A 24,748-nucleotide genomic window follows, 5' to 3' on the forward strand; every position below is an offset into this window, starting at 1 on the left:
GTCACTCACAGGTTGCGGCGGATGTCTCGATATCAAGATATCCCTCCGGGTATCTCGACATCAAATTACTCCCCAGTATGATCACTGTGGGGCGAGGCGGAGATACAGCAGCCCGAGAACGACGACGGAAAGTACCGGGGCGAGAAACTTCTGCTCGAAGGCGCGGCCCGTCTTGATGCCGATCTTCCACGGCAGCAGCCACTTCTGCCGCATCGGCCAGAGCACCGGACAGCCCTTCTCGGTGCAGCAGTCACCCAGGACGTGGGTCAGGCATCCGATCGCGACCGCCAGCCCCAGCCAGGCGTACTCCACGTTGTCGCTGCGGAACACCACGAACAGCCCGGCCGTCATGCCGACGTTGAGCATCGCCGAGGCGAACTTCTTGCCCGGGATGCCGATGCCGATCGACCGCAGCGCCAGGCCGATGAGCAGGACCACCAGGATGTCGCGGCCGATCGGGTAGGTGTTGGCCAGGTAGTGCGCGCCGAAGCCCATCGCGATCGCGAAGACCAGCGAGTGGGTGGCGTTGCGGTGGCCCCCGGCGAGCCACGAGACCGCCTTGCTCAGACCCCAGGTGACCGGCCCGAACGTCTGCGCGATCGTCGCGCTCGGATGGTCGAGGTCCGGCAGCATCGCGGCACCGGCGCAGATGATGGCCCCGGCGACGAACTCGGCCGGGTTGAGCGCGTTGACCATGACGCCGGTCTCGATGAACCTGGACGTCTCGGTCAGCAAGGGCAGCGCGGCCAGCGCGGGCGCCACCCCCAGCCAGGCGATCGCACCCGTCAACGCATGCGTATGCCCCATCATCGGTCAAACACCCCCATCAAGATCACCTCGGGAGACTGTACGTCAAAGCCTCCCCCTGATGGAGGACCGTGCCATTTCACGCCGTCGGCGTGTCGCGCGGGCGGGATGGCCCCGGCGCGTGAGCGCTGATCGTTTCCAGCCGGTTCCAGGGTCGCCCGGGGGCGACGACGGTCCGCTTCGATCTTCCCGTCCCTTCACGAAAGGTGACTGCCATCCGCATCTTCCTACGAATGGGGAACGGATGGAACGGGCGGATGGTGCCGGGGACGGCCGCCGGAGAGCGTCACGGCGCGGTGATCGTCCTCGCGGGAGAGCCTCGCGCGGCTCGCGGGGCGGGTCTCGTCCGGGGAACTTTCCGGGGCATCCTCACCGGAGGTCCTGACGCGCGTCCGGGAGGGTCGCGGCCGAACGGGGACACGGCACCCGGGAAGGTCGCGATCAAGCGGGGACGTGCGGAAACGACAGACGGGACCGTTCCGCGCCGAAAGCACCCCCCAGCCCTTCCGGCGCGGAACGAATCCCGTCTACGTCCTTTGTAACGTGCAGGTCTCAGGACTTGTTCCAGAATCCGGCAAGAATTACGTGATCTGCCTCACTTCTACGGAGAGTGACGGCTGATTACCGTTGGCGACGGCCCCTGGAGGGGGTTCGCGGAACGGCGGAACGAGGGCCGGAGGCCCCGCGCGCCACGTCGGCCATCTCGGCCGTCCCAGCTCGGTCGCGGAGTATTCCCAGCTCAACGGGCCTTACCCAGCAAGGTGGATGGACCCGGCACGGGCGGGGCGAGACGGCCGGGCCCGGCACGAACCGCGAAGCAGGATCCCAAAAACCGCTAACACCCAGATACACCCCAGACCGCCCAGAACCCCTATTTCATGACACGGGGTTGTCGTTAGAATGTTCTCGATATATCTTTGAAGCATCGAGAGCGATCAAAAGACGGTCGCAGCATGGAGGTACGACATGACACCGTCCAACGCGATGGGCGGCCCCTGGGCCGGATTCGGGTCCCAGGAGGTCAGGCGCGAGATGAAGCGCGCGGCCAGGGAGGCATGGCGGCAGATGGCCGCCGGATGGCACGAGGTCGGCCCGGAGCGCGGCCCGGGGCACCCTCCCCACCCGCCGCACCACACACACCACGAGGGCGGGCCCCACGAGCACCGCCACCGCGGTCACCGCGGCCCCTTCCCCTTCGGCGGCGGGTTCCCCTGGGACCTCGGCCGGGGCGGCAGGGGGGGCAGAGGCCCGTTCGGCGGGGGCCCCTTCGGCGGCGGTCCGCCGTTCGGGCGCGGGCGCAAGGCGAAGCGCGGCGACGTCCGTGCCGCGATCCTCGCCCTGCTCACCGAGTCCTCGCGCAACGGCTACCAGATCATCCAGGAGATCGAGCGGCGCAGCGAGGGCGGCTGGAAGCCCAGCCCGGGAGCGGTCTACCCGGCCCTGCAGCAGCTCACCGACGAGGGCCTGGTCCTGGCCGAGGAGAACGAGGGCCGCAAGACCTTCAGCCTCACCGACGCCGGGCGCGCCTACGTGGCCGAGCACTCCGACGAGGTGCGCGCCCCGTGGGAGGAGATGACTCCCGAGGTCGACGACAGCACCTGGGAGCTGATGGACATCACCCGCCAGTCGGGGTTCGCCATGCTCCAGATCCTGCAGACCGGAAGTGACGCGCAGATCCGCCAGGCGAAGCAGACTCTAGTTGAGACGCGCCGCAAGCTCTACCAGATCTTGGCCGACGGCGACCCCGGCGACACCGGCGAGGAGTGACCCGACCATGACCCCCCGAGACGACCTCCGTATAGGAGACGCCGAGCGTGACGTGGCGATGGAGTCCCTGCGCGAGCACTACGTGCAGGGGCGCCTGACCCGCGAGGAGCTCGACGAGCGCCTCGAACTGACCATGTCCGCGCGGACCGGCGGCGAGCTGGCCCGGGTGAGCGCGGACCTTCCCGGCCCGTCCGACCCCCGGCCGGAGGAGTCCGGTAACGCCCGGGGTCCCTGGGGCGCGGGAGCCCCCTGGGGCCCCGGCGAACCGTGGGGCCCGGGGCGCGGGCATCGCGCGCACACCCACCCCTGGGGCCATCACGGGCCGGGGGGCCGCCGTCACCACCGGGGCCGTCACGGCGGGCCGCCGTTCTTCCCCATGATCATCCTGGTGATGGTCGCCGGGGTGCTGATCGGCGGGTTCGGGGTGCTCAAGTTCATCTTCTTCGCCTGGCTGGTGATGGCCGTGCTGAGCATGCTCCACCGCGGGCGGGGACGCTCCAGGACGCGCTCGCGCCGGGTCGGCCCCCCGGCCGCGTCCTGACCCGCCGCTGATCGGCTCCGGCCGGTGCGGGCGTCCCGCGAGGCACCCGTACCGGCCGGTACGGGCATGCCCCCGGCCGGTCAGGCGAGAGACTCCCGCAGCCGCCGCATCTCCTCCGCGATCCCGTCCAGCGTCCAGTGCGCGTTCAGGCCGCTCGGGTTGGGCAGCACCCACACCGCCGCGCCGCCGATCCGGGACCCCTGCGGCCCGATGACGGCCCCGGGCACGCCGAACGCCTGCCGGTAGGCGGTCACCCCCGCCACCGCCAGCACCTTCGGCCGGACCTCGGCGACCAGCCTCACCAGTCGTTCCCCGCCCGCGCGGAACTCCTCCGCGGACAGTTCCGCCGCCCGCGCGGAGGCCCGCCGCACCACGTTGGTGATCCCCAGCCCGTACGAGGGAAGCAGGTCCTGCTCTCCGGGGGACAGCAGCCGGGGGGTGAAGCCCGATCGGTGCAACGCGGGCCAGAAGCGGTTGCCGGGGCGGGCGAAATGGTGGCCGGTGGCCGCGGAGTACAGGCCGGGATTGATCCCGCAGAACAGCACGTCCAGCGAGGGCCCGAGGACATCCTCGATCGTCGCGTCCCCGGCCGCCGCGAGCTCGGCGCGGCTCGGCCGCGCCTCGGCCCGCCCCGCGGAGGTCACGCGTCTCGCGGGCGGGGTACTTTCCTGCTCCTGGGACGGCACGAGGCGAACCTAACCCATCTCCTCAAGCTTCCGCCCCTTGGTCTCCCGTACCTTGAACAGCACGAAGACGAAGGACAGCGCGGCGAAGGCGGCGTACCCCACGTAGGCCCCGGCCAGGTTCCACTCGCTCAGCGACGGGAACGAGACGGTGATCAGCCAGTTGGCCACCCACTGGGCGGCGGCGGCCACCGAGAGCGCGGCGGCCCTGACGCGGTTGGGGAACATCTCGCCCAGCAGCACCCAGACGATCACACCCCACGACAGCGCGAAGAACAGCACGAAGACGTGCGCGGCGACCAGGGCGACCGTACCCTGCGCCTCGGGCAGCCTGACCGCGTCACCGCTCGGGACGCCCGCGCCGAACGCCCACGCGGCCACGGCGAGCGCGACCGTCATGCCCGCCGAGCCGACCAGCAGCAGCGGCCTGCGGCCGATCCTGTCGACCAGCGCGATGGCGACGAACGTGCCCACGATGTTGATGATCGAGGTGGAGAAACTGATGAGCAGCGAGTCCGACTGGTTGATGCCGACCGACTGCCACAGCGACGCCGAGTAGTAGAAGATCACATTGATCCCCACAAACTGCTGGAAGACGGACAGCAGGATGCCGATCCAGACGATCGGCATCAGCCCGAGCCGGGAGCCGCGCAGGTCGCGCAGGCGGGGGCGGCGCTCGCTGCGCAGCGAGGTCTCGATCTCCGCCACCCGGGTGTCCAGGTCGGCTCCCTCGCCCTCGACCTCCGACAGCACCTTGCGCGCCGCGTCCGTTCTGCCGACCGCGACGAGGAAGCGCGGCGACTCGGGGATGACCGTCGCGAAGACCAGATAGAGCAGCGCGGGGACCAGGCAGGCGCCGAGCATCCACTGCCAGGCCTGGAGCCCGAGCAGCTCGTTGTTGACGTCTCCCCCGGCCCGTTCCGCGATCGCGTAGTTGGCCAGCTGGGAGACCGCGATGCCCAGCACGATCGCGAGCTGCTGGAAGGAGCCCAGGCGTCCCCGGTAGGCGGGCGGCGCGACCTCCGCGATGTAGGCGGGGCCGATCACCGAGGCCATGCCGATGCCCACTCCGGCGAGCACCCGCCAGAAGGCCAGGTCCCAGAGCGCGAAGGGCAGGGCCTGGCCGACGGAACTGACCGCGAACAGGATCGCGGCCACCTGCATCGCCCGGGTGCGTCCCCAGCGGTCGGCGAGCCCTCCGGCGATCCAGGCGCCCAGCGCCGAGCCCAGCAGCGCGATCGCCACGACGAAGCCGGTCTGGACCGGGCCGACGTCGAAGTTCTTCTCGATCCCGGTGACGGCGCCGTTGATGACCGCGCTGTCGTATCCGAAGAGGAAGCCGCCGATCGCCGCCGCGGCGGTGATGAAGACGACGTGCCCGATGTTCTCACCGGAGGTCCCCGAAGGGGTGGTGCTGGCCATGACGACCCTTTCCCCCTGAGGGGGGCTTGAGACATGCGTCTCCAACCTCCGGGAACAACCGCGCCTTCCGGGAACGACCGCGCGCCGGGTCCCCTTCCCGGCGCGGTCTCCCGGGGGGCATCTCCACCGGCGCCGTCTCCGCCTCCGGGCCCGGGGACCGGTATCGGTCCCCGGGGCGCGGCTCGCGGCTCGCGGCTCGCGGAGGGGGGCTACAGGCGGGGATCGACCGGTTCGGACTCCAGTGCCAGGACGGCGAAGACCGCCTCGTGCACCCTCCACAGCGGCTCCCCACCGGCCAGCCGGGAGAGCGCCTCAAGACCCAGCGCGTGCTCGCGCAGGGCGAGCGAGCGCTTGCGGCCCAGGAACCGGCGGCGCAGGACGTCCAGGCTCTCGGTGTAGTCGGGGCCGTAGATGATCCGCAGGTACTCCCGCCCGCGCACCTTGACCCCGGGCTGCACCCGGCTCCGCCCGTCAGGTAGCTCCAGCGGTTTGACGACCATGCCCTCGCCGCCCTCGGCGGTCAGCGCCGACCACCAGGCCGTGGCCGCCTCGGTCGACTCCGGCGAGGTCAGGTCCGCGAACACGTGCCGGGTGGGCGCGATCAGCGGGTCGTCGAGCCGGGACAGCAGGTCCAGGTGCCAGGAGTGCGGCTCCTCGATCGCGGTCGCCCGGCCCTCGCAGGCGAGGATCTGGAACGGTGCGAGGCGAAGACCCTCCAGCCCGGAGACAGGCCAGCAGTAACGTGCATATGCCTGCCTGAAACGGGCAGCGTTGGTGGAGCGGCGTCGGGTGCGGTCCAACAGATCGCCCACATCCAAACCGCGCCCGGCCGCCGCTTCCAACACCGTGATCGCCTCGGGCAGCACCGTACGGGCCGCGGCGCCCACCGACGCGTACTGGCCCCGGATCAGCCCCTCGGCCTTCGCCGACCAGGGCAGCAGCTCGCAGTCGAGGGCGATCCAGCCGGACCCCAGCTCCTCCATCAGCGGCGCGCATACCCGCCTGAGCCTGTCGACCAGCTCGGTGGTGTCGGCGAAGAACGGCCTTCCGGTACGGGTGTAGACCGCCCCGGCGCTGCCGTCGGTGATCCCGAACCGCGCCGCCGCCACCTCCGGGTCGGCGGCCAGCACGGCCACCGCCCGCGAGCCCATGTGCTTCTCCTCGCACACCACCCGGGTCACCCCGGCCGCCGCGAACTCGGCGAACGCCTCGGCCGGGTGCTCCAGGTAGCCGTCGAGGCGGGAGGTCTCCGGGGGCGCCATCGTCGGCGGGAGGTAGACCAGCCAGCGCGGATCGACCGCGAACCGGCTCATGATCTCCAACGCGGCGGCCGAGTTCTCCTCGCGGATCTTGATGTGGCCACCGCCGTGGCGCACCTCGATGTGGCGGGTGCCCCGCACGTCGTCGACGGAGAGCAGGCCGGGGTCGCGGTAGCCGGGGGCGGTCAGCGGCCTGACCGACTCGTACCAGGCGCGCTCGGCGGGCACCGAGACGAGCTCCCGCTCCGGGTAGCGCAGCGCGGTCAGCCGCCCGCCGAAGACCACCCCGGTGTCCACGCAGATCGTGTTGTTGATCCATTCGGGCTCGGGAACCGGGGTGTGGCCGTAGACGACCATGGCCCGGCCCCGGTACTCGCTCGCCCAGGGGTAGCGCACCGGCAGGCCGTACTCGTCGGTCTCGCCGGTGGTGTCGCCGTACAGCGCGAAGGAGCGGACCCTGCCGGAGGCGCGGCCGTGGTACGCCTCCTTGAGCCCGGCGTGGGCGACGACGAGCCTGCCCCCGTCGAGCTGGTAGTGGCTGATCAGCCCGTCCATGAAGGCCAGCGCCTCCCGCCTGAACTCCTCGGGCTCGGCGGCCAGCTGGTCCAGCGACTCCTGGAGGCCGTGGGCCACCCTGACCTTGCGGCCGTTGAGCGCGCGGGCCAGCTTCTGCTCGTGGTTGCCCGACACGCACAGCGCGGTCCCGGCCGCGACCATGCCCATCACCAGCCGGAGCACGCCCGGCGAGTCGGGCCCCCGGTCCACCAGGTCGCCGACGAACACCGCCGTCCTGCCCTCGGGGTGCACCGCCCCCGCGCCGCCGGGGCCGATCTCCCAGCCGAGGTCGCGCAGCAGCGTCTCCAGCTCGGCGCGGCAGCCGTGCACGTCACCGACGATGTCGAACGGGCCGGTCAGCTCGCGCCTGTCGGTCCACGCCTTCTCGGTGACGACCGTGGCGGCCTCGATCTCCTCGGCTCCGCGCAGCACGTGGACCCGGCGGAAGCCGTCACGCGCGATCTTGCCCATGGAACGGCGCAGGTCCTTGCGCTGCCTGGTGACCACCCGCGCCCCGAAATCCCGGTCGGGCCTGGTCTCGTTGCGCGCGACCGCCAGCTCCTCCGGCACGTCGAGGACGATCGCGTCGACCAGTACGTTGTGCGACTTCGCGAGGTCGACCAGTTGCTTACGCGCCTCCCACTGGACGTTCGTGGCGTCCACGACCGTGAGCAGCCCGCGCCGCAGCCGGGTGCCGACGATGTAGTGGAGCACGTCGAAGGCGTCGGGGGTGGCGGCCTGGTCGTTCTCGTCGTCGGCGACCAGGCCACGGCAGAAGTCGGAGGAGATCACCTGGGTCGGCGCGAAGTGCCTGGCGGCGAAGGTCGACTTGCCGCTGCCGGACACCCCCACGAGCACGACCAGCGACATCTCCGGTACGGCGATCTCAGTCATCTCCACCTCCCGCGTTCGTGTCCGCACTCACGGAACCTCCCGCACTCACGCCCACGGAGCCTTCCGCGCTTTCCCCATCCGCACTCGCGGAGCCTTCCGTACGCGTGGAGCCCCCCGCGCCCACGCTCGCGGACCCCTCCGCGCTTCCCGCCTTCACCGGTCTTTCCGCGCCCGTGGGACCCTCCGTACGCCCGGGACCTCCTGGCGTGCCCGTGAGGCCGAACAGGGCCATCTGGGTCGGCGGGCCCACCTCGGGGTCGTCGTCGCCGACCGGCAGGAACTCGACGCGGTAGCCGTACTCGCCGCATACCTTCGCCGCCCACGCGCGGAACTCGGCGCGGGTCCACTCGAAGCGGTGGTCGGGGTGGCGCATGCCGCTCAGGGACTCGTAGCGGACGTTGTGCTCGGCGTTGGGGGTCGTGACGATCACGTGCCCCGGCCGGGCGGCTCCGAAGACCACCCGCTCCAGCGCGTCCAGGCGCGGCGGGTCGACGTGCTCGACGACCTCCATCAGCACCGCGGCGTCGTACCCGGCGAACCGGGCGTCGGTGTAGGTGAGCGCGCCCTGGAACAGCTCCAGCCGCTCCCGTCGCCGCTCGGGCATCCGGTCGAGTCTCAGGCGCCTGGCCGCGAGCGCCAGCGCCTGGGAGGACACGTCCGCCCCGGCCACCCTGGTGAAGCGGGGCCGTTCGAGCAGCGCCCCGACCAGGCGGCCGGAACCACACCCGAGGTCGATGACGGTGCTCGCGCCCAGCCCTTCCAGCGTGGCGAGCACGGCCTCCAGGCGCAGGGTGTTCAACGGACGCCTGACGGCACCCTCGGGAGAGGCCTCACCGGCTGGAAGGACACCGTCCGGCACACCGCTCCCGCCGAAGGTCGTGGCGGTGGCGTCCGTACCGGGCAAGGGGGCGTCTCCCGGCACGGCGGAGGTCCCCGCGACGGGATTCTCCCCGGTGGAACTCCCCATGACAGGGCTCTCCTCGGCGGAATCAGCGGAGTCATCCGCGACAGGGCCTTCCCCGGCGGAATCCTCCGTGGCGGGGTCGGTCGCGGGGTCCTCCTCGACCGGGGGTTCGAGGTCCTCCTCCACGTCGTCGCCGATCTCGGCGAGGCGGGCGAAGGCGGTACGGGTGAGGGCCCAGCGACGGCCGAGGTAGCGGCGGGTGATCAGCCCCCGGTCGGGGTGGGCGGCCAGCCACGACTCGCCCGCCCTGATCAGCTTGTCCACCTCGTCGGGGGCCACCCAGTAGTGCTTGGCGTCGTCGAGCACCGGAAGCAGCACGTAGAGCTGGTTGAGCGCGTCGGCCAGGCGGACCTCCCCGCGCAGCACCAGCCGCACGTAGCGGGAGTCGCCCCACTCGGGGAACTCCTCGTCCAGTGGCAGGGCGGTCGCCTCGACCCGCCAGCCCAGCGGTTCGAACAGCCGGTGCGCGAGCTCGGGACCGCCCTTGCACGGCAGCACGGGCAGGCCGATCTCCAGCGGGATCGGTCCCGCGGCCAGCTCGGGACGGCTGTCACAGCGCCCGGTGCGCGCCGTACGGAACACGTCGGCCAGTGCCACGGCCAGCAGCGACGACGCGGCGTAGGGCCGGTCGTTGACGTACTGGCCCAGTGTGTAGTCGGGCGTGGACCGGTCGCGCGAGCGCACCAGGCGGATCGGGTCGACGTCGAGCATCAGCGCGGCCGTGCAGCGCTCCTCGCCCGCCTCGGGGTAGAGGACGCGTGCCGTACCGTACGACTGCCCGAACTCCTGGACCCGGTCGGGATGCTTGTGCAGCAGGAACCCGAGGTCCGTGGCGGGCCGTACGGTGGTGGAGATCGTCAGTAGCACCCGGCTCAGTGTGCCGCACGCCCGCCGGGACGGCCATCGGTTAACGGCCCGAAACCATACGAAGCGGCCGTCGGCTGGACGACATGTCCCGGGTCGCGGCGGGACGGTTCGCGGTGGGGCGGGCCGGTCCGCGACCGGCTCGCCCGGGAGCGGCCCGCGACCTACACGCGGGACAGGATCTCGTCCGCGATGAGCTCCAGGTGGTCGAGGTCGTCCAGGTCCAGCACCTGCAGGTAGACCCGCTCGGCGCCCAGCTCGGCGAACCGGCCGATCTTCTCGATCACCTCGGCGGGGGTGCCCGCCAGGCCCGTCGCGCGCAGCGCGGCGAGGTCCTGCCCGGTCGCCTCGGCCCGCCGTGCGATCTCCGCGTCGTCGGAACCGACGCAGACGGTCTGCGCGACGGAGAGCAGGACCGGCTCCCTGCCCTCCGCCTCGCACGCCTTCCCGACGCGGTCGAAGGCCTCGGAGGTGTCCTCAAGGGTGCGGAACGGCACGTTGTACTCGTCGGCGAACCGGGCGACCAGCCGCGGGGTGCGCGTGGCGCCGGTGCCGCCGATGATGATCGGCGGCTTCGGGCTCTGCGCGGGCTTGGGCAGCGCGAGCGAGTCGGCCAGCCGGTAGTGGGCGCCTTCGAAGGAGAACGTCTCACCCACCGGCGTGGTCCAGAGCCCGACCAGTATCTCCAGCTGCTCCTCGAACCGGCCGAACCGCTCGCCGATCGGCGGGAACGGGATGCCGTACGCGACGTGCTCGGCGTCGTACCAGCCGGTGCCCAGGCCCAGCTCGACCCGCCCGCGGCTCATCTGGTCGACCTGCGCCACGCTGATCGCCAGCGGGCCGGGCAGCCGGAAGGTGACCGGCGTGACCAGGGTGCCGAGACGGATCGTGGTGGTGTCCCTGGCCAGGCCCGCCAGGGTCGTCCAGGCGTCGGTGGAGCCGGGTCCCGGGTCACCGGGACCGATCCGCATGTAGTGGTCGGAACGGAAGAAGGCATCGAACCCCAGCCGCTCCGCGGCCAGCGCGACCGCCAGCAACTCGTCGTATGTGGCGCCCTGCTGCGGTTCCGTGAAGATCCTCAACTTCATGAGAACCATTATCCGGGCACTCCGGACGGCATCCGCAGAAAGCCCGCGCCGTGGCGGGAACGCTTGCTAACGTTCTGGCCTCTGACGCAACGGGTAGCGGGTCGACCACTCACAGCGATCGCCCCTCGGACGTCGAAAAGGGGATCACATGCCTGTGGCGACCGACCGCCCCGACACCCACCGGACCCGTGAGCCCGGCACCCCGCCCCGCCCCCTCGTGGTGCTCGCCTCGATCGTGCTGGCCACGGGCACCGGGGTCGCGATCTGGCTGCTGCCCTCCAGGCCGCAGGGCGAGTGGGCCGCAGGGCAGGCCGGGCCGGGGGCGACGCCCTCGAAGACGGCCCCGGGGCCCACGGCCGGGCCGTCGCCCACCCCGGTCGTCGCCCGCCCCTCGGGCTTCGTGACGTTCGTGGACGCGGTCCGCGAGCCGCGCTTCAACCTGTCCAGGGAGGCCAGGAGGAGCCACGTACGCTGGTTCACGCTGGGCCACCTCACCGCCGGGCAGAGGGGCTGCGTGCCCAAGTGGGGCGGGCTCCAGGAGCAGGGCGGCAACCCGGTCGCCAACCGGCTCGCCCCGCTGCGCGCCGCGGGCGGGGACGCGGGCCTCGCCTTCGGCGGCCCCGCGGGACGCGAACTCGCCGCGGCCTGCTCCGATCTCGCCAGGCTCACCGCCGCCTACCGCCGGGCGATCGGCACCTTCGGCGCCACGTACATCGACTTCGAGGTCCGCGCCCCGGCGGGCGACGCCACCGTGCTGCGGCGGGCCATGGCGATCGCGGCCCTGCAGCGCGAGGCCGCCCGCGAGGGCCGTTCCCTCACGGTGAGCTTCACCCTCCCGGTCACGAGGGCGGGCCTGTCCTCCGGCGACCAGGAGATGCTCCGGGCCACCCGGTCGGCGGGCGCCGAGATCGCCGCCGTCAACCTCCTGGCGCCCGTCGACACCGCCTCGGGCCCGGGGAACCGCCTGCACCCGATCGCCTCGGCCGTCCGGGCCGCGCACCCGCAGATCGCCCGTTCCCTGGGCGAGAGCACCGCCTGGGACCGAATCGCCCTGACGCCCGTGCTGGCCGGGACCGGCGACCTCACCCGGCTGGAGGCGCGCAGGCTCGCCGCCTTCACCAGCCGCAACCACCTGGCATGGCTCTCCACCAGGGGCGCGGTCCTCTCCCCCGGCATCACCCGCTTTCTCACCGGCGCGACCCGCTAGACAAGTACCTCCTTTGGGGTTATGAATGGGTTATACCCCTTCCATAACCCCACCGGGGAGACGCAATGCCGAAGATCAATGTCTACCTGCCGGACGAGCTGGCCGAGGCGGTGAAGAAGGCGGGCGTGCCGGTCTCCGCCGTGTGCCAGCGGGCGCTGGAACAGGCCGTGCGGCGGGTGACCGCCATCCGCGAGACGGCGCTCGGCACCCCCGACCTCGGCGACCTGACCGCGCGCCTCACCCAGTTCACCCCCCGGGCCAGGGAGGTGGTGAAGCTGGCGGTGGAGCAGGCGAGGGCCCTGGGCGCGGCCGAGGTCGGCACCGAGCACCTGCTGGGCGGCATGCTCGCCGAAGGAGGCAATCTGGCGATCCAGGTTCTCGGCGCCCTGGAGATCGACCCCGAGGAGGTGCGGCGCCGCCTGGACCAGCTCAGCCTCGACGCACCGGCCCCGGCCGGTGCCGCCGAGGCGGAGCTCGCCTTCGGGGGGCCCGCGGCGGCGGCCCTGGAGATGACCGTCACCGAGGCCACCTCGCTCGGCCACAACTACGTCGGCTGCGAGCACCTGCTCCTCGGGCTGGTCGCCGAGCCGGACGGGGCGGCCGGGCGCATCCTGCGGGAGCTGGGCGCCGAGCACCGGCTGACCCGCCACGCGGTCTCGGCCGCCCTCGCCGGATACGTCCACCTGCGCGCGCAGACCCGGGCCGCCACCCCTCCCCCGGCCCTGCCCGCCGACGCGGCGAGCGCCCTGTCGGCGGCCGTACGCGAGGAGTTGCGCCCCGTCCTGCTCAGGCTCGAACGACTGGAGGAGCGCCTCGGCCCGGCGGACGAGGCGTGACCGTGGGCGCGACCACACGCGTGGCCGAGCATCTGGCCGTACGCCTGTCCGGGCGCCCGGCCCTGCGCCCGGCTCTGTGCCTGGTCGCGAGCGTGATCGCGCGGCTGGTCACGGGGGTGGCCGTCGGCGTGCTCGTGGGGATGGGGCCGGGCGTGCTCGCCGGGGTGCTGGCGGGCACGATCGCGGGCATGCTCGTGCGTGTCCCGTGCCCTTCCGGCCCGCGCCGGACAACGTGATGCCCGCCCCCTGATCGTGATCGGCGGCGTCGCACGGCTCCCGGTGCCCGGCGGTCCCCGGCCCGCCAGGACAGCACTGACCGACGGCGATGCCAAGGGCCTCGCCGGGCTCGGGTCCTGCCGGACAACGTGATGCCCGCCCCCTGATCGTGATCGGCGGCGTCGCACGGCTCCCGGTTCCCGACGGTCTCCGGCCCGCCAGGACAGCACTGACCTGCGGCGATACCGAGGAACTCACCAGGGCCTGGGTCCTGCTCGTCGCCCGGTTCCCCGGCACCCCGGTGGGCGTCGACACGCTCGACGTCCGAGGCCACCGCGGTCATCGACCGGACGCGGGGCACCCGGCCGTCTCATACCGGCCGGGTGCCCGCGCGGGTCAGCCGACGCTGGTGATGACGGCGAAGCGTGCGCCGTGGGGGTCGGAGACCACGGCGAAACGGCCGACGCCCTCGATGTCCGCGGCGGGCGTGACGAGGTCGCCGCCGAGCTCCCGCACCCGGACGACGGACGCGTCACAGTCGGCCACCTCGAAATACGGCAGCCAGTGCGGCCTGTCGCCCTCCCGGAGCGACATGACGCCCCCCAGGTCCGGGCTCTCCCCCTCGGAGGTCGACAGCAGGAGATAGGGCACGTCACCGAATGTGATGTCCTGGATCTTCCAGTCGAAGACCGTCCGGTAGAAGGGACGGACGGCGTCCGGGTCGGCGACGTAGAGCTCAAGCCAGGTCAGGGAGCCGTCCTCGGTGACGAGCTCCAGGCCCTTGGTCTCGCCCGGCTGCCAGACGGCGAACTCCGCCCCGGCGGGGTCGGTGAACCCGGCCATCCTGCCCTTGGTGAAGACGTCGTCCGGCGCGACGCGCACGGTCCCGCCCGCCTGCTCGACCACCTTCGCCGTGGTGTCGGCGTCGGCGGTCTGGAAATACGGCATCCAGGCGGAAACCGCTCCCTCCTCGCTGAGCGGCCCGACGGCGGCGACGGTCTTGCCGTCGAACTGGAAGAAGCCGTAGCCGCCCGCGTGGGGACCTGCCGACTGGAAATGCCAGCCGAACAGGGGGCCGTAGAAGGCGACGGTGGCCTCGGTGTCGGGTGTGCCCAGGTCAATCCAGTTGGGGGCGCCGGGGACATATCGGGTGGTGAGCATGGCCTCTTCCTTCGATGCGTTCACGTGCCGGTGACCCGCCTTCCGGGCCGCCGCGCGCGGGGGCGGAACCGTTGAGCCGGTCGCCCGTCAGCCTGGCAGACCCCACCGACAGTTTTCCCTCGCCCGTACCCGGCGCACGGGCGAGGGATAAGGCGCAGGCCGGACGGCCCTGGTCTCGCCGTGCCGCCGTCACGGGGTGGCACCGGCGCCGTCCACGTACGGTCTCGTCGTAGCCACCGTCACGATGCGCGACTCGCACCGGTGTCGTCCACGTACGATCTCGTCGTGTCACCGTCACCGTCACGGTGCGCGGCTCGCGTCAGTGTCATCCGCGTGCGGTCTCGTCGTGTCACCGTCACCGTCACGGTGCGCGGCTCGCGTCAGCGTCGTCCGCGTGCGGTCTCGTCGTGCCACCGTCACCGTCACGGTGCGCGGCTCGCGTCAGCGTCGGTGTCGGCCGGATGGGACGGCCAGTTGCGGAGCGCGACGTCGAGCGTGTCGAGCACCCGGTTCCAGGACTCGTCCGCGCCACGCGGGTGGTAACGGAAGCCACCCGCCCGTTCCAGGCTCACGAACCCGTGAAAGGCGCTGCCCAGCAGCCGGACCGCGTCGGTCTGGTCGGGCTCCCCCAGTGAGTAGCCACGCAGGATGGCCCGCATCATGTCCGAGTGCCGACGCCCCGCACTCGCCCGCGCCGTTTCCGGGTCGAGCTCGACCTGCGTCGCCGCGTACCTGCCCGGATGCTCCTTGGCGTAGTCGCGATAGACGTTGGCGAAGGCGACCAGCGCGTCCTTGCCCGCCCGTCCGGCCAGCGCCGCCGCGCCCCGGTCGGCGAGCTCGGCCAGCGCCAGCACGGCCACCCGGACCCGGAGCTCGTACGCGTTCCCGAGGTGCGAGTACAGGCTCGCGTCCGTCACCCCGAACCTGCGCGCGACCTCCGAGACGGTCACGTTCTCCAGCCCCACCTCGTCGGCCAGTTCCGCCGCCGCCTCGGCCAGCCGTTCGACACTCACCCCGGCACGTGCCATCTGCCGTCCTCCCCTCCCAGGAATCCTAGAAGTCCTAGGAAAAAACATAATCGTTTGCTGTCCTAGCATACGGGAGATAGCTTTTGGGCTATGAGAGCGATTTCCGAGCACGAGATTCGTGCCTCTTTCGTCAACTGCACCAAGGGCGAGGTCAGGCGCCTCTCCGTGCCCAGGGATCTTGACGCCCTGCCGTGGGACGACCTGGACTTCCTCGGCTGGCGGGACCCCTCGTCCCCCGGCCGCACCTACCTGGTCGCCGAGCAGGGCGACCGGCTGGTCGGGGTGGCGCTGCGGCGGGCCACCCCGCACGCTGGACACGCGCGGCGCAGCATGTGCTCGCTCTGCCTGACCACGCACACCGGCGACGGCGTGTCACTGATGACCGCCCGCCGTACCGGCGGCAACGGCGACTCCGTGGGCGCCTACATCTGCACCGACCTGGCCTGCTCCCTCTACCTGCGCGGCATGAGGGACGCCGGGCCCGGCGGGCGGATGCCCGAGTCGCTCACGCTCGAGGAGAAGATCGACAGGACCTCGGCCAACGTGACCGGATTCCTCCAGAAAGTGACCCAATGACCGGCATCCCCATCACACCCGATCTCGTACGCGGTGCGCCGGAGCCGCGACGCACCGGCCACGGAACCGGCGGCCGGGGCGCCCTCGCGGTCGCTAACGGCGTCGCCGGGCGATCGTGTCACCGGCCACGCCCACCGCGAGGCCAAGGACGATCATGATGACGTAGCTGTAGACCTCGTAGCCGTCGGGAGCGAGGAAGCGGACGAAGCCCATGAAGTGGATCCAGTCGAACCACTCGTGCAGGAGGCCGCTCGCGCCGCCGACGACGAAGACAAAACAAAACAGGCCGGACAGCGCGGACAGGGCGGATTTCGGGGAGGAGCTCATGGCCCAACGCTAGGCACGCGGTACCGGGCGCGGCATCGGGCTCAAGATGGCCCGGCGACGACCGAAGTCGGCCGTCGGCGGCCTCGGAGTCGTACTTAAGTATCCGGTCGCGCCGCGAATACCCGGTCGCGGGCGGGGGCGCGTAAATTCCTGGACTATGCGCCGCATCCACCGCACCCGTCGTGACTGGGTGGCCGACATGGCGCTGTTCCTCTTCGCCGCCTGCTTCGCCGCCGTCAGCTCGCAGTCCATACCGGCCTCGGAGAACCTCGATCCCCTGTGGCGGGACGTCGACCAGGTGGTCGGCGGGCTGGGCTGCGCGGCGGTGCTGCTGCGGCGGCGCTGGCCGGTGCCGCTGGCGGTGACGCTGCTGCTGGCGGGCACCTGGGCGCACTACCTGACCGGCCCGGCGATGGTGGCGGTGTTCACGGTGGCCGCGAACCGCCCGTGGCGGGCCACCGCCTGGGTTGCGGCGCTGGCCTTCGCGCCGCTGCCCGTCTTCCTGTGGCGGCTGGCGGAGCTGCCCGGGGAACGGGCTGGATCGGCGCTGACGTACTTCGCGCTCATCGCCGGGGCCTTCGGGTGGGGGCTGTTCCGGCGCTCCCGGCAGCAGCTGATCGCCTCGCTGCGAGAGCGCGCGGAACTCGCCGAGGCGGGCGCGGAGCTGCGGGCCGAATGGGTCCGGCGGGAGACGCGAGAGGAGATCGCCCGCGAGATGCACGACGTGCTCGGCCACCGGCTGTCGCTGCTGAGCGTGCACGCGGGGGCGCTGGAGTTCAATCCGGGCGCGCCCCGGACGGAGATCGAACGGGCCGCCGGGGTGATCCGGGAGAACGCCCACCTGGCCCTGCGCGACCTGCGCGAGGTGATCGGGGTGCTGCGGGCCTCGCCGGAGGAGGATGAACGGCCGCAGCCGGAACTGGCGGACCTGGCCCGGCTGGTGGCGGAGGCGCGGGCGACGGGCGGCCGGATCGAGCTGACCGGGCCGCCGGACGGACCGGCGCCGCCGCCCGTGGTGGGACGTACGGCGTACCGGATCGTGCAGGAGGCGCTGACCAACGCGCGCAAGCACGCGCCCGGCGCGGCGGTCGCGGTGGAGGTGAGCGGGAGCCCGTCCGGCAGGCTGGCGGTGCGGGTCCGTAACACACGACCGCCGCCGGTTTCCGGTACGGGCGGAAACGAGAGCGGGGGCGAAGGCGGCGGGCAGGGACTGATCGGGCTGGCCGAACGGGCCCGGCTGGCGGGCGGCGAGCTGACGGCCGGTCCCGCCGACGGCGGATTCCTGGTCCACGCCTGGCTCCCCTGGCCCACGACGGGCACCGTGTCCGCCGCACCCAGGAGGTCCGGCGGCGACGAAGGGGGGATGAGGTGATCCGCGTCCTGCTGGTCGACGACGACGCGATCGTAAGGGCCGGGCTGCGCCTGATGCTGGGTGGCGCCCCGGACATCGAGATCGTCGCGGAGGCCGCCGACGGGGCCGAGGTGCCCGATCTGGTCACCGCGTACGAGCCCGACCTGGTGCTGATGGACATCCGGATGCCGGGCGTCGACGGGCTGGCCGCCACCGAGAGGCTCCGGGCCCGGCCCGGCGCCCCGGAGGTGCTGGTCCTGACCACCTTCCACACCGACGCGCACGTGCTGCGGGCGCTGCGCGCCGGCGCGGCCGGGTTCCTGCTCAAGGACACTCCGCCGCAGGACATCGTCACGGCCATCCGGACGGTGGTCGCCGGAGATCCGGCGCTCTCCCCCGCCGTCACCCGCAGGCTCATCGAGCAGGTGGCGGACGGCTCCGGGCAGGACGACCGGGCCGCCGCCGCCCGCGCCCGGCTGGCGTTGCTGGCCGAACGGGAGCGGGAGGTGGCTCTGGCGGTCGGGCGCGGCCGTTCCAACGCGGAGATCGCACGGGAGCTGCATCTGGCGCTGCCGACGGTGAAGACGCACGTGTCGCGGATCCTGACCCGGCTGGACCTCAACAACCGGGTCCAGATCGCCCTGCTGGTCCACGACGCGAGCGCGCCGGAGCGCCGGTAGGACCGTCGGCGTGCCGTACGACCCGTGACCGGCCGGGATCCCCTGCGATCGATCAGCGGGCCAAGCGTTCGTTATTGTACGATTTCGGGCCAGTGACAAGATGATCATTGGATCGTACGGGGGAATTAACGATGTATGAGGCCGTATTGACGTTGGCAGGTCCCGCGCGTGCCGCGGGTGCCGTCGTCGGGAGATTACTTTTCATCGCCATGGTGGTCGTCATCATTGTCTTCGCTGTGCGATGGATACGCAGACGGCGCTGACCGCACACGCGAAGAAGCCCCGCCGTTCCGAAGAGCGGCGGGGCCTCCGTGTCCCGCGGGGCGGGTCAGCTGCAGCATCCCCAGGGGAGGGGCAGGGCCAGCGTACGGCGACGCATGGGTCGTAGGTAGCGATTCGATCGCATGACGTGAAGATCGGCTTTCGGCACGGTCCACTTGCGGAGTGACCTTGCAGAGTGACCACAAAACCATCCAAACCTTTCTGGATTTAGATATTAAAGACGCCGCCACCCTGATTATGATCGCGGGTTCAACCAGCTTGGACTGCCTACCCCATTCAAATCTTCCCGGTGGTTCTTGGTGGTCATTGCTGCCGTAATGATCCTTGGCGGTCGTGTGGGCCTCTGGCGGCACGAGAAAACCGAACGAGAGATCTTCGGTGAATAAAGCGCCGCCGCCCGTCTTCGCCGCCTCGTCCGCCTCGTCAGCCACGCGGTGAGTGAAGCGGCCGAGGTGATGGACGAACTCCGCCGTGATCTCGAAGCTCAACAAGCCGCTCGGGAGATGCTCCTTGCCCAGCCTGAAGAGCAGCAGTACGACGCCGTCGACCAGGAGCAGGCCGAGAAGGTTCGGCGGATTCTTATCGGTGCCAGCCAGGGGGAAGCAGCTCGCCAGCGCCATCAAAACTGGATGTTTCTCCTCATACAACGCCGTTGACCTGACCGATGAGGTCATCGCCGAGTGGGACGCGTGGCTCAAGGCTGAAGGTCATCTGCAGCGGCTTCCGAACGCATGAAGCGCCCCGCCTGCCCTCCGCGAGGAGGAGCGGGGCGCTCACGCGTTCAGGTCGGGCGAAATAACCCTAACAAACGCACCATCCGCCCGAAATATGGAGAATTGATATCTCCTCAGGCCCGGTAGCCGATGCTCAGCTGAAGGTGTTCTCCTTCCCATATGTGAGGAGTCACCCATGACGAAGGTCCGCCGACTGCACTCCGCCGTACTCGCCGTGGCGCTGGGCGCCGGCATCCTGGCCGGTACCGCACCCGCCCTCGCCGCCACCCAGACCAGCACGGCCGTGGCCGCCGGGATGTGGCCGGCACAGGACTGGTACCTGCAGGGTCCCTACCAGACCCTGGCCGCCTGCGACCTCGCCTACGAGGACGCCGCGCAGACCGGTTACTACACCGGGCTCGTCTACTGCCACTGGTTCCGCGGGGGTGGCCCTTGGCTGCCGGGCTTCTACTACGAGGTGTACATCCCCTGAGCTTCACCAGGTGTGCCGGGCGAGCCCCGGCCGCCGGTGCGACTCGAGCCTTGGCGGCCTTCCGCGGGCGCATCGGAATCTCGCGGTCGGACATGTTCCCCACGGACGGCACGCGAGCACCGGGCGTTCCTACGATTTGGAGAACACCGGCTCACGCCGAAACACCGCCCGACAGAGAGCTAGACCGACTCCTTGACCAGGTGTGCCACGCACTCCACGTGGTGGGTCATCGGGAACGCGTCGAAAGCCCGCAGATCGGCGAGGCGGTAGCCTCGCTCGGCGAACCAGGCCAGGTCTCGGGCGAGGGTGGCCGGGTCGCAGGAGACGTACACGATCCGGGTCGCCTGGAGGGCGGCCACGTTGTCGACGACGTCGCGGCCCAGGCCCGCCCTGGGCGGGTCGACGACGACCAGGTCCGCGCGCTCGATGCCGAAGCGGTCGAGGGCGTTCTCCACGCGTCCCCTGGCGAAACGGGCCTGGGGCAGGTCGCGGAGGTTGCGCTCGGCGTCGCGGACGGCCACGGACTCGGACTCGACGCCGAACACCGCGCCCTCGGGACCGACCGCCTGGGCCAGCCCGGCGGCGAACAGGCCGACGCCGCAGTACAGGTCGAGGGCCCACTCGCCCGGCCGCGGGGCGGCGAACTCCAGGACGGCGTCGAGCAGGGTGGCGGCGGCGCCGGGGTGCACCTGCCAGAAGCCGCTGCCGGTGACCTGGAAGTCGCGGTCGGCGACGCGCTCGACGAGGTGGTTGCGGCCGTGGACGACGCGGCTGCGGCCCTTGCCCTCGTCGACGAAGACGGCCACGCTCGTGTCGAGGTCGGGTACGGCCACCGTGCGCCGGGGCTTGGGAGCGACCACGACCGCCTGGTCACCGGTAGTGGAGGCGATGACCTCCACCGAGGAGGCGTTGCGCCAGTTCATGACCTCGGCGCCGACGTTCTCCACCTCGGGGTGGGCGATCAGGCAGGCGTCCACCGGCTCGACGTCGTGGGAGCGGTGGCGGCGCAGGCCCAGCCCTCCCTCGCGGTCGACGGCGAACTGGACCCGGGTACGCCAGCCGAGCCCGTCCGGGGCCCCGGGGACCTCCTCGACGGTGCCCTTCCAGTCGATCGAGGCCAGGCGCTTGAGCTGCTCGGCCACCACGTCGGCCTTCAGGCGGCGCTGGGCGTCGAGGGAGGCGTGCTGCCAGTCGCAGCCGCCGCAGCGGCCGGGGCCCGCGAACGGGCACGGCGGGGTCACCCGGTCGGCGGAGGGCTCCAGGATCTCGACCGCGTCGGCCCGCAGGAACCGGGAGGTCTCCTCGGTGACCTCGGCGACGACGCGCTCGCCGGGCAGCGCGTGCCGTACGAAGACGACCCGGCCGTCATGGCGGGCGACACACCAGCCACCGTGCGCAACCGGTCCCACCGTCAGTTCGATCGCCATGGCCGTCGCCCCCAAGATAAATCCGTCGTCGGTCGAGCCTCCTCGCGTCAGGAGCGCATACGAAAGGTTATGCCTTGACGTCGTCGTTCCGTGCCGCCTCCTGGCGCGGACGGCGTACGGCGCCCGGCGCGAAGGGCTCGGGGCGGCCCTTGAGCCGGTCGGAGGAGTGCAGCTGCCAGGGCACGCTGATGACCATCACGCCTGGCTGGAACAGCAGGCGGCCCTTCAGGCGCAGCGCGCTCTGGTTGTGCAGGATGTGCTCCCACCAGTGGCCGACGACATATTCGGGAATGTAGACGCTCACCACGTCCCGGGGGGAACGGCGGCGCAGCGACTTGACGTACTCCAGGATCGGCCGGGTGATCTCGCGGTACGGCGAGTCGAGCATCTTCAGCGGCACCGGGATGCCGCGCCGCTCCCACTCCTCCTGCAGCGCCCTGGCCTCCGGGCCCTCCACGCCCACGGTGATCGCCTCCAGTGTGGAGGGACGGGTGGCGCGGGCGTAGGCGAGGGCGCGCAGGGTCGGCTTGTGGATCTTGGAGACCAGGACGATGGCGTGGTTGCGCGCGGGCAGCATCGACTCGTCCACCTGGGAGTCCTCGGCCACGGCGAGCTCGGCCGCCACGTTCTCGTAGTGGCGGTGGATGCCCTTCATCATCAGGAACAGCACCGGCATCGCCACGCAGACGATCCACGCCCCGTGGGTGAACTTGGTGACCAGCACCACCACCAGCACCACGCCGGTCATGACGCCGCCGAAGAAGTTGATGGTCCGCGAGCGGTACATCTGGTGCCGGACCTTCGGGTCGCTCTCGGTTCTCAGGTGCCGGGTCCAGTGCCTGACCATGCCGATCTGGCTCAGCGTGAACGACACGAAGACGCCCACGATGTAGAGGTTGAGCAGGCGGCTCACGTCGGCGTCGAAGCCCCACAGCAGCAGGCAGGCCCCGGCGGCGAGGATCACGATGCCGTTGGAGAAGGCGAGCCGGTCGCCCCGGGTGTGCAGCTGGCGGGGCAGGTAGCGGTCCTGGGCCAGGATCGAGCCGAGCACCGGAAAGCCGTTGAAGGCGGTGTTGGCGGCCAGGAACAGGATCAGCGCGGTGACGGAGGCGATGACGAAGAAGGGGAGCGAGCCATTCCCGAAGACCGCGTCGGCCACCTGGGCGATGATCGGCTGCTGGTAGTAGTCGGGCCCCGCGGGCCTGCCGTCGATCAGGACGTCACGGTAGGCGACGGCGGGGTCGGCGACCTTGACGCCCGAGGCCAGGCCGAGGGTGATGATGCCGACGAACATGGTCACCGAGACCAGGCCCATCATCAGCAGGGTGTTCGCGGCGTTCCTGCTCTTGGGCTTGCGGAAGGCGGGCACGCCGTTGCTGATCGCCTCGACGCCGGTGAGCGCGGCGCAGCCGGAGGAGAACGCGCGCAGGATCAGGAAGGCCGCCGCGAAGGAGGTCAGGTTGGACTGCTCGGCGATGATCTCGTACCCGGCGGTGGGGGCGCGCAGCTCGTCGCCGAGGACGAGGACGCGGAAGCCACCCCACGCGACCAGGCCGAGGACGGCGAACATGAAGGCGTAGGTGGGGACCGCGAAGGCCGCGCCCGACTCGCGGATGCCGCGCAGGTTCACCAGCGTCAGCAGCACGACGATCACGATCGCGACCAGCGGCTTGTGCTCGGCGACGTACGGGATGGTGGCGCCCACGTAGTCGACGCCGTTGGCGACCGACACCGCGACGGTCAGCACGTAGTCGACCATCAGGGCGCTGGCGACGGTCAGACCGGCGTTCGGGCCGAGGTTGACGGTGGCGACCTCGTAGTCGCCGCCCCCGCTGGGGTAGGCGTGCACGTTCTGCCGGTACGACGCCACGACGGTGAGCATCACCACGACGACGGCGACGGCGACCCAGGGGCTGAAGTGGTAGAAGGAGACTCCCGCGAGCGAGAGGATGACCAGGATCTCCTGCGGGGCGTAGGCCACGGAGGAAAGGGCGTCACTCGCGAAAACGGGCAGCGCGATGCGCTTGGGGAGCAGCTGCTCATGCAACTGCGTACTGCGCAGCGCCCGCCCGATGAAAAGGCGTTTGACAAGGTCCGTCACCTTCGACACGTCTGCAGATGCTAGCCGTTATTACTTGGCCCCACTCACGCGGCACTCCCGGGGCGGTCCATACTGGCTGAATACATCGGGAACAAGATCCGCCTCACAGCGACCGGCGGGGGAGCATGCATATCGTGATCATGGGGTGTGGCCGGGTTGGTTCGACCCTGGCGCACATCCTTGAGGACAGCGGCCACTCGGTCGCGATCATCGACCGTGACCCGCAGGCGTTCCGCCGCCTGCGGGCGGGTTTCAGGGGTCGCAGGGTGACCGGGATCGGCTTCGACCGGGACGTCCTGGAAGAGGCCGGCATCGAGGCCGCGGGCGCCTACGTGGCGGTGAGCAGCGGCGACAACTCGAACATCATCTCCGCCAGGGTCGCCCGCGAGACGTTCGGCGTGGACAACGTCGTGGCCAGGATCTACGACTCCCGGCGCGCCGAGGTCTACCAGCGGCTGGGCATCCCCACCGTGGCCACGGTCCGCTGGACCGCCGACCAGATCCTGCGCCGCGTCCTGCCCGAGGGCGCCGAGCCGCTCTGGCGCGACCCCAGCGGGTGCGTGGTGCTGGCGGAGGTGGCCTACCACCCCGGCTGGATCGGCACCCCGACGAGGGACCTGGAGGCGGCGGCGAGCACCCGCCTGGCGTTCATCAACCGGATCGGCGACACCCTGCTGCCCAGGAACGACTCGGTGGTGCAGGAGGGCGACGTGCTGCACGTCATGGCGGTCGAGGCCGACATGGACCGCATCAACAAGGTGCTGTCCGGGGCGCCGGAGGAGGAGCACTGATGCGCGTCACCATCGCCGGCGCGGGAGCGGTCGGCCGGTCGATCGCCGCCGAGCTCCTGGAGAACGGCCACGAGGTCCTGCTCGTCGACATCGACCCCAAGGCCATCAAGATCGATACCGTGCCCCGGGCGGAGTGGCTGCTCGCCGACGCCTGCGAGATCTCCTCGCTGGACGAGGCTGGCCTGGCCGACTGCCACGTGGTCGTCGCCGCCAGCGGCGACGACAAGGTCAACCTCGTGGTGTCGCTGCTCGCCAAGACGGAGTACGGCGTGCCGCGCGTGGTCGCCAGGATCAACCACCCCAAGAACGAGTGGCTGTTCAACGAGTCGTGGGGCGTCGACGTGGCCGTCTCGACCCCGCGCCTGCTGAGCGCGCTGGTCGAGGAGGCGGTCAGTGTCGGCGACCTGGTACGGCTGATGACCTTCCGCCAGGGCCAGGCCAACCTGGTCGAGCTCACCCTGCCCGAGGACGCGCCGGTCGTCGGCCAGCGCGCGGGCTCGGTGCCGTGGCCCAACGACACCGCCCTGGTCGCGATCCTGCGCGAGGGCCGGGTGCTGGTGCCCACCGCCGACGACCCGCTGGAGGCCGGTGACGAGCTGATGTTCGTGGCCAGCCAGGAGGTCGAGGAGGAGCTGGCCGAGCTCCTGTCCCCGCACCGCACGCCCCACTGAGCCGGGTTCCCTCCCGTTTCTTCCCTCGCCGGGTCGGCGAGGGA

23 protein-coding genes are annotated in these 24,748 nt (G+C 71.3%); 11 read left to right on the top strand and 12 right to left on the bottom strand.

The window, feature by feature from the left end:
* Positions 1-81: 81 nt before the first annotated feature.
* Entirely contained in the window at positions 82-810 is a 729-nt protein-coding gene (locus ACW9TB_RS15455; protein WP_329083971.1) for a metal-dependent hydrolase, read from the bottom strand.
* Positions 811-1,773: 963 nt separating this feature from the next.
* On the opposite strand from ACW9TB_RS15455, the gene ACW9TB_RS15460 reads away from it, so the two are divergent.
* Together ACW9TB_RS15460 and ACW9TB_RS15465 are read left to right on the top strand one after the other, a co-directional pair.
* Entirely contained in the window at positions 1,774-2,574 is an 801-nt protein-coding gene (locus ACW9TB_RS15460; protein WP_472748709.1) for a PadR family transcriptional regulator, read from the top strand.
* Positions 2,575-2,581: 7 nt separating this feature from the next.
* The gene (locus tag ACW9TB_RS15465; RefSeq protein WP_472748710.1) at positions 2,582-3,115 is read left to right on the top strand and encodes a DUF1707 SHOCT-like domain-containing protein; all 534 of its coding nucleotides are present in this window, start codon (positions 2,582-2,584) and stop codon (positions 3,113-3,115) included.
* Between the two features lie 80 nt (positions 3,116-3,195).
* Here the strand turns inward: ACW9TB_RS15465 and mug are convergent, their stop codons facing one another.
* The 5 genes from mug to ACW9TB_RS15490 form a co-directional block, all read right to left on the bottom strand.
* Positions 3,196-3,759 (bottom strand): G/U mismatch-specific DNA glycosylase, encoded by a 564-nt coding sequence (mug, locus tag ACW9TB_RS15470; RefSeq protein ID WP_472748750.1) that lies wholly within the window; start codon positions 3,757-3,759, stop codon positions 3,196-3,198.
* A gap of 51 nt (positions 3,760-3,810) precedes the next feature.
* Positions 3,811-5,220, bottom strand: a complete 1,410-nt coding sequence (locus tag ACW9TB_RS15475; RefSeq protein WP_472748711.1) for a sugar porter family MFS transporter — start codon at positions 5,218-5,220, stop codon at positions 3,811-3,813.
* Between the two features lie 209 nt (positions 5,221-5,429).
* Positions 5,430-7,928: a polynucleotide kinase-phosphatase gene (locus ACW9TB_RS15480; RefSeq protein WP_472748712.1), complete on the bottom strand. Its 2,499-nt coding sequence runs from the start codon at positions 7,926-7,928 to the stop codon at positions 5,430-5,432.
* Positions 7,921-9,759 carry a 3' terminal RNA ribose 2'-O-methyltransferase Hen1 gene (locus ACW9TB_RS15485; protein ID WP_472748713.1) on the bottom strand — a complete coding sequence of 613 codons (1,839 nt, stop codon included), beginning with the start codon at positions 9,757-9,759 and terminating at the stop codon, positions 7,921-7,923. Before ACW9TB_RS15485 ends, ACW9TB_RS15480 begins: the two co-directional genes overlap by 8 nt.
* 161 nt (positions 9,760-9,920) lie before the next feature.
* Positions 9,921-10,844 carry an LLM class F420-dependent oxidoreductase gene (locus tag ACW9TB_RS15490; protein ID WP_472748714.1) on the bottom strand — a complete coding sequence of 308 codons (924 nt, stop codon included), beginning with the start codon at positions 10,842-10,844 and terminating at the stop codon, positions 9,921-9,923.
* A gap of 148 nt (positions 10,845-10,992) precedes the next feature.
* On the opposite strand from ACW9TB_RS15490, the gene ACW9TB_RS15495 reads away from it, so the two are divergent.
* The 3 genes from ACW9TB_RS15495 (at position 10,993) to ACW9TB_RS15505 (ending at position 13,123) form a co-directional block, all read left to right on the top strand.
* Positions 10,993-12,051: a glycoside hydrolase family 18 protein gene (locus ACW9TB_RS15495; protein WP_472748715.1), complete on the top strand. Its 1,059-nt coding sequence runs from the start codon at positions 10,993-10,995 to the stop codon at positions 12,049-12,051.
* A 65-nt stretch (positions 12,052-12,116) separates the two neighbouring features.
* Positions 12,117-12,887, top strand: a complete 771-nt coding sequence (locus ACW9TB_RS15500) for a Clp protease N-terminal domain-containing protein (protein ID WP_472748716.1) — start codon at positions 12,117-12,119, stop codon at positions 12,885-12,887.
* A 2-nt stretch (positions 12,888-12,889) separates the two neighbouring features.
* Complete coding sequence (locus tag ACW9TB_RS15505; protein WP_472748717.1) at positions 12,890-13,123, top strand: hypothetical protein; 234 nt, start codon at positions 12,890-12,892, stop codon at positions 13,121-13,123.
* Between the two features lie 376 nt (positions 13,124-13,499).
* Here ACW9TB_RS15505 and ACW9TB_RS15510 read toward each other — a convergent pair whose 3' ends face one another.
* Together ACW9TB_RS15510 and ACW9TB_RS15515 are read right to left on the bottom strand one after the other, a co-directional pair.
* Positions 13,500-14,264 (bottom strand): VOC family protein, encoded by a 765-nt coding sequence (locus ACW9TB_RS15510; RefSeq protein ID WP_472748718.1) that lies wholly within the window; start codon positions 14,262-14,264, stop codon positions 13,500-13,502.
* A gap of 422 nt (positions 14,265-14,686) precedes the next feature.
* Positions 14,687-15,292 (bottom strand): TetR-like C-terminal domain-containing protein, encoded by a 606-nt coding sequence (locus tag ACW9TB_RS15515; RefSeq protein ID WP_472748719.1) that lies wholly within the window; start codon positions 15,290-15,292, stop codon positions 14,687-14,689.
* A 90-nt stretch (positions 15,293-15,382) separates the two neighbouring features.
* On the opposite strand from ACW9TB_RS15515, the gene ACW9TB_RS15520 reads away from it, so the two are divergent.
* Positions 15,383-15,868 carry an FBP domain-containing protein gene (locus ACW9TB_RS15520; protein ID WP_472748720.1) on the top strand — a complete coding sequence of 162 codons (486 nt, stop codon included), beginning with the start codon at positions 15,383-15,385 and terminating at the stop codon, positions 15,866-15,868.
* A gap of 93 nt (positions 15,869-15,961) precedes the next feature.
* On the opposite strand, the gene ACW9TB_RS15525 is transcribed toward ACW9TB_RS15520, so the two are convergent.
* Complete coding sequence (locus ACW9TB_RS15525; protein ID WP_472748721.1) at positions 15,962-16,195, bottom strand: hypothetical protein; 234 nt, start codon at positions 16,193-16,195, stop codon at positions 15,962-15,964.
* Positions 16,196-16,352: 157 nt separating this feature from the next.
* On the opposite strand from ACW9TB_RS15525, the gene ACW9TB_RS15530 reads away from it, so the two are divergent.
* Together ACW9TB_RS15530 and ACW9TB_RS15535 are read left to right on the top strand one after the other, a co-directional pair.
* Positions 16,353-17,567 carry a sensor histidine kinase gene (locus ACW9TB_RS15530; protein ID WP_472748722.1) on the top strand — a complete coding sequence of 405 codons (1,215 nt, stop codon included), beginning with the start codon at positions 16,353-16,355 and terminating at the stop codon, positions 17,565-17,567.
* Entirely contained in the window at positions 17,564-18,226 is a 663-nt protein-coding gene (locus tag ACW9TB_RS15535; RefSeq protein ID WP_472748723.1) for a response regulator transcription factor, read from the top strand. Before ACW9TB_RS15530 ends, ACW9TB_RS15535 begins: the two co-directional genes overlap by 4 nt.
* A gap of 194 nt (positions 18,227-18,420) precedes the next feature.
* Here ACW9TB_RS15535 and ACW9TB_RS15540 read toward each other — a convergent pair whose 3' ends face one another.
* Positions 18,421-19,182 (bottom strand): hypothetical protein, encoded by a 762-nt coding sequence (locus tag ACW9TB_RS15540; protein ID WP_472748724.1) that lies wholly within the window; start codon positions 19,180-19,182, stop codon positions 18,421-18,423.
* Between the two features lie 235 nt (positions 19,183-19,417).
* Here ACW9TB_RS15540 and ACW9TB_RS15545 point away from each other — a divergent pair, with 235 nt between their 5' ends.
* A complete protein-coding gene (locus ACW9TB_RS15545) occupies positions 19,418-19,714 on the top strand; it encodes a hypothetical protein (protein ID WP_472748725.1) in 297 nt (98 codons plus the stop codon).
* A gap of 179 nt (positions 19,715-19,893) precedes the next feature.
* Here ACW9TB_RS15545 and ACW9TB_RS15550 read toward each other — a convergent pair whose 3' ends face one another.
* Entirely contained in the window at positions 19,894-21,141 is a 1,248-nt protein-coding gene (locus ACW9TB_RS15550) for a class I SAM-dependent RNA methyltransferase (protein ID WP_472748726.1), read from the bottom strand.
* A gap of 67 nt (positions 21,142-21,208) precedes the next feature.
* The gene (locus ACW9TB_RS15555; protein WP_472748727.1) at positions 21,209-23,251 is read right to left on the bottom strand and encodes an APC family permease; all 2,043 of its coding nucleotides are present in this window, start codon (positions 23,249-23,251) and stop codon (positions 21,209-21,211) included.
* A gap of 116 nt (positions 23,252-23,367) precedes the next feature.
* Between ACW9TB_RS15555 and ACW9TB_RS15560 the strand changes: the two genes are divergently transcribed.
* Together ACW9TB_RS15560 and ACW9TB_RS15565 are read left to right on the top strand one after the other, a co-directional pair.
* Positions 23,368-24,033: a potassium channel family protein gene (locus tag ACW9TB_RS15560; protein ID WP_472748728.1), complete on the top strand. Its 666-nt coding sequence runs from the start codon at positions 23,368-23,370 to the stop codon at positions 24,031-24,033.
* Positions 24,033-24,704 carry a potassium channel family protein gene (locus ACW9TB_RS15565; protein ID WP_435294158.1) on the top strand — a complete coding sequence of 224 codons (672 nt, stop codon included), beginning with the start codon at positions 24,033-24,035 and terminating at the stop codon, positions 24,702-24,704. Before ACW9TB_RS15560 ends, ACW9TB_RS15565 begins: the two co-directional genes overlap by 1 nt.
* The last annotated feature ends 44 nt before the right edge of the window (positions 24,705-24,748 follow it).

The sequence above is a fragment of the Streptosporangium sp. H13245 genome (assembly GCF_055690525.1).

Excerpts from the sequence above, each read along its gene's own strand:
- ACW9TB_RS15455 (WP_329083971.1), bottom strand. The coding sequence starts at position 810 with ATGATGGGGCATACGCATGCGTTGACGGGTGCGATCGCCTGGCTGGGG.
- ACW9TB_RS15460 (WP_472748709.1), top strand. The coding sequence starts at position 1,774 with ATGACACCGTCCAACGCGATGGGCGGCCCCTGGGCCGGATTCGGGTCC.
- ACW9TB_RS15465 (WP_472748710.1), top strand. The coding sequence starts at position 2,582 with ATGACCCCCCGAGACGACCTCCGTATAGGAGACGCCGAGCGTGACGTG.
- ACW9TB_RS15475 (WP_472748711.1), bottom strand. The coding sequence starts at position 5,220 with ATGGCCAGCACCACCCCTTCGGGGACCTCCGGTGAGAACATCGGGCAC.
- ACW9TB_RS15480 (WP_472748712.1), bottom strand. The coding sequence starts at position 7,928 with ATGACTGAGATCGCCGTACCGGAGATGTCGCTGGTCGTGCTCGTGGGG.
- ACW9TB_RS15490 (WP_472748714.1), bottom strand. The coding sequence starts at position 10,844 with ATGAAGTTGAGGATCTTCACGGAACCGCAGCAGGGCGCCACATACGAC.
- ACW9TB_RS15495 (WP_472748715.1), top strand. The coding sequence starts at position 10,993 with ATGCCTGTGGCGACCGACCGCCCCGACACCCACCGGACCCGTGAGCCC.
- ACW9TB_RS15500 (WP_472748716.1), top strand. The coding sequence starts at position 12,117 with ATGCCGAAGATCAATGTCTACCTGCCGGACGAGCTGGCCGAGGCGGTG.
- ACW9TB_RS15510 (WP_472748718.1), bottom strand. The coding sequence starts at position 14,264 with ATGCTCACCACCCGATATGTCCCCGGCGCCCCCAACTGGATTGACCTG.
- ACW9TB_RS15515 (WP_472748719.1), bottom strand. The coding sequence starts at position 15,292 with ATGGCACGTGCCGGGGTGAGTGTCGAACGGCTGGCCGAGGCGGCGGCG.
- ACW9TB_RS15520 (WP_472748720.1), top strand. The coding sequence starts at position 15,383 with ATGAGAGCGATTTCCGAGCACGAGATTCGTGCCTCTTTCGTCAACTGC.
- ACW9TB_RS15525 (WP_472748721.1), bottom strand. The coding sequence starts at position 16,195 with ATGAGCTCCTCCCCGAAATCCGCCCTGTCCGCGCTGTCCGGCCTGTTT.
- ACW9TB_RS15530 (WP_472748722.1), top strand. The coding sequence starts at position 16,353 with ATGCGCCGCATCCACCGCACCCGTCGTGACTGGGTGGCCGACATGGCG.
- ACW9TB_RS15540 (WP_472748724.1), bottom strand. The coding sequence starts at position 19,182 with ATGACCTCATCGGTCAGGTCAACGGCGTTGTATGAGGAGAAACATCCA.
- ACW9TB_RS15545 (WP_472748725.1), top strand. The coding sequence starts at position 19,418 with ATGACGAAGGTCCGCCGACTGCACTCCGCCGTACTCGCCGTGGCGCTG.
- ACW9TB_RS15550 (WP_472748726.1), bottom strand. The coding sequence starts at position 21,141 with ATGGCGATCGAACTGACGGTGGGACCGGTTGCGCACGGTGGCTGGTGT.
- ACW9TB_RS15560 (WP_472748728.1), top strand. The coding sequence starts at position 23,368 with ATGCATATCGTGATCATGGGGTGTGGCCGGGTTGGTTCGACCCTGGCG.
- ACW9TB_RS15565 (WP_435294158.1), top strand. The coding sequence starts at position 24,033 with ATGCGCGTCACCATCGCCGGCGCGGGAGCGGTCGGCCGGTCGATCGCC.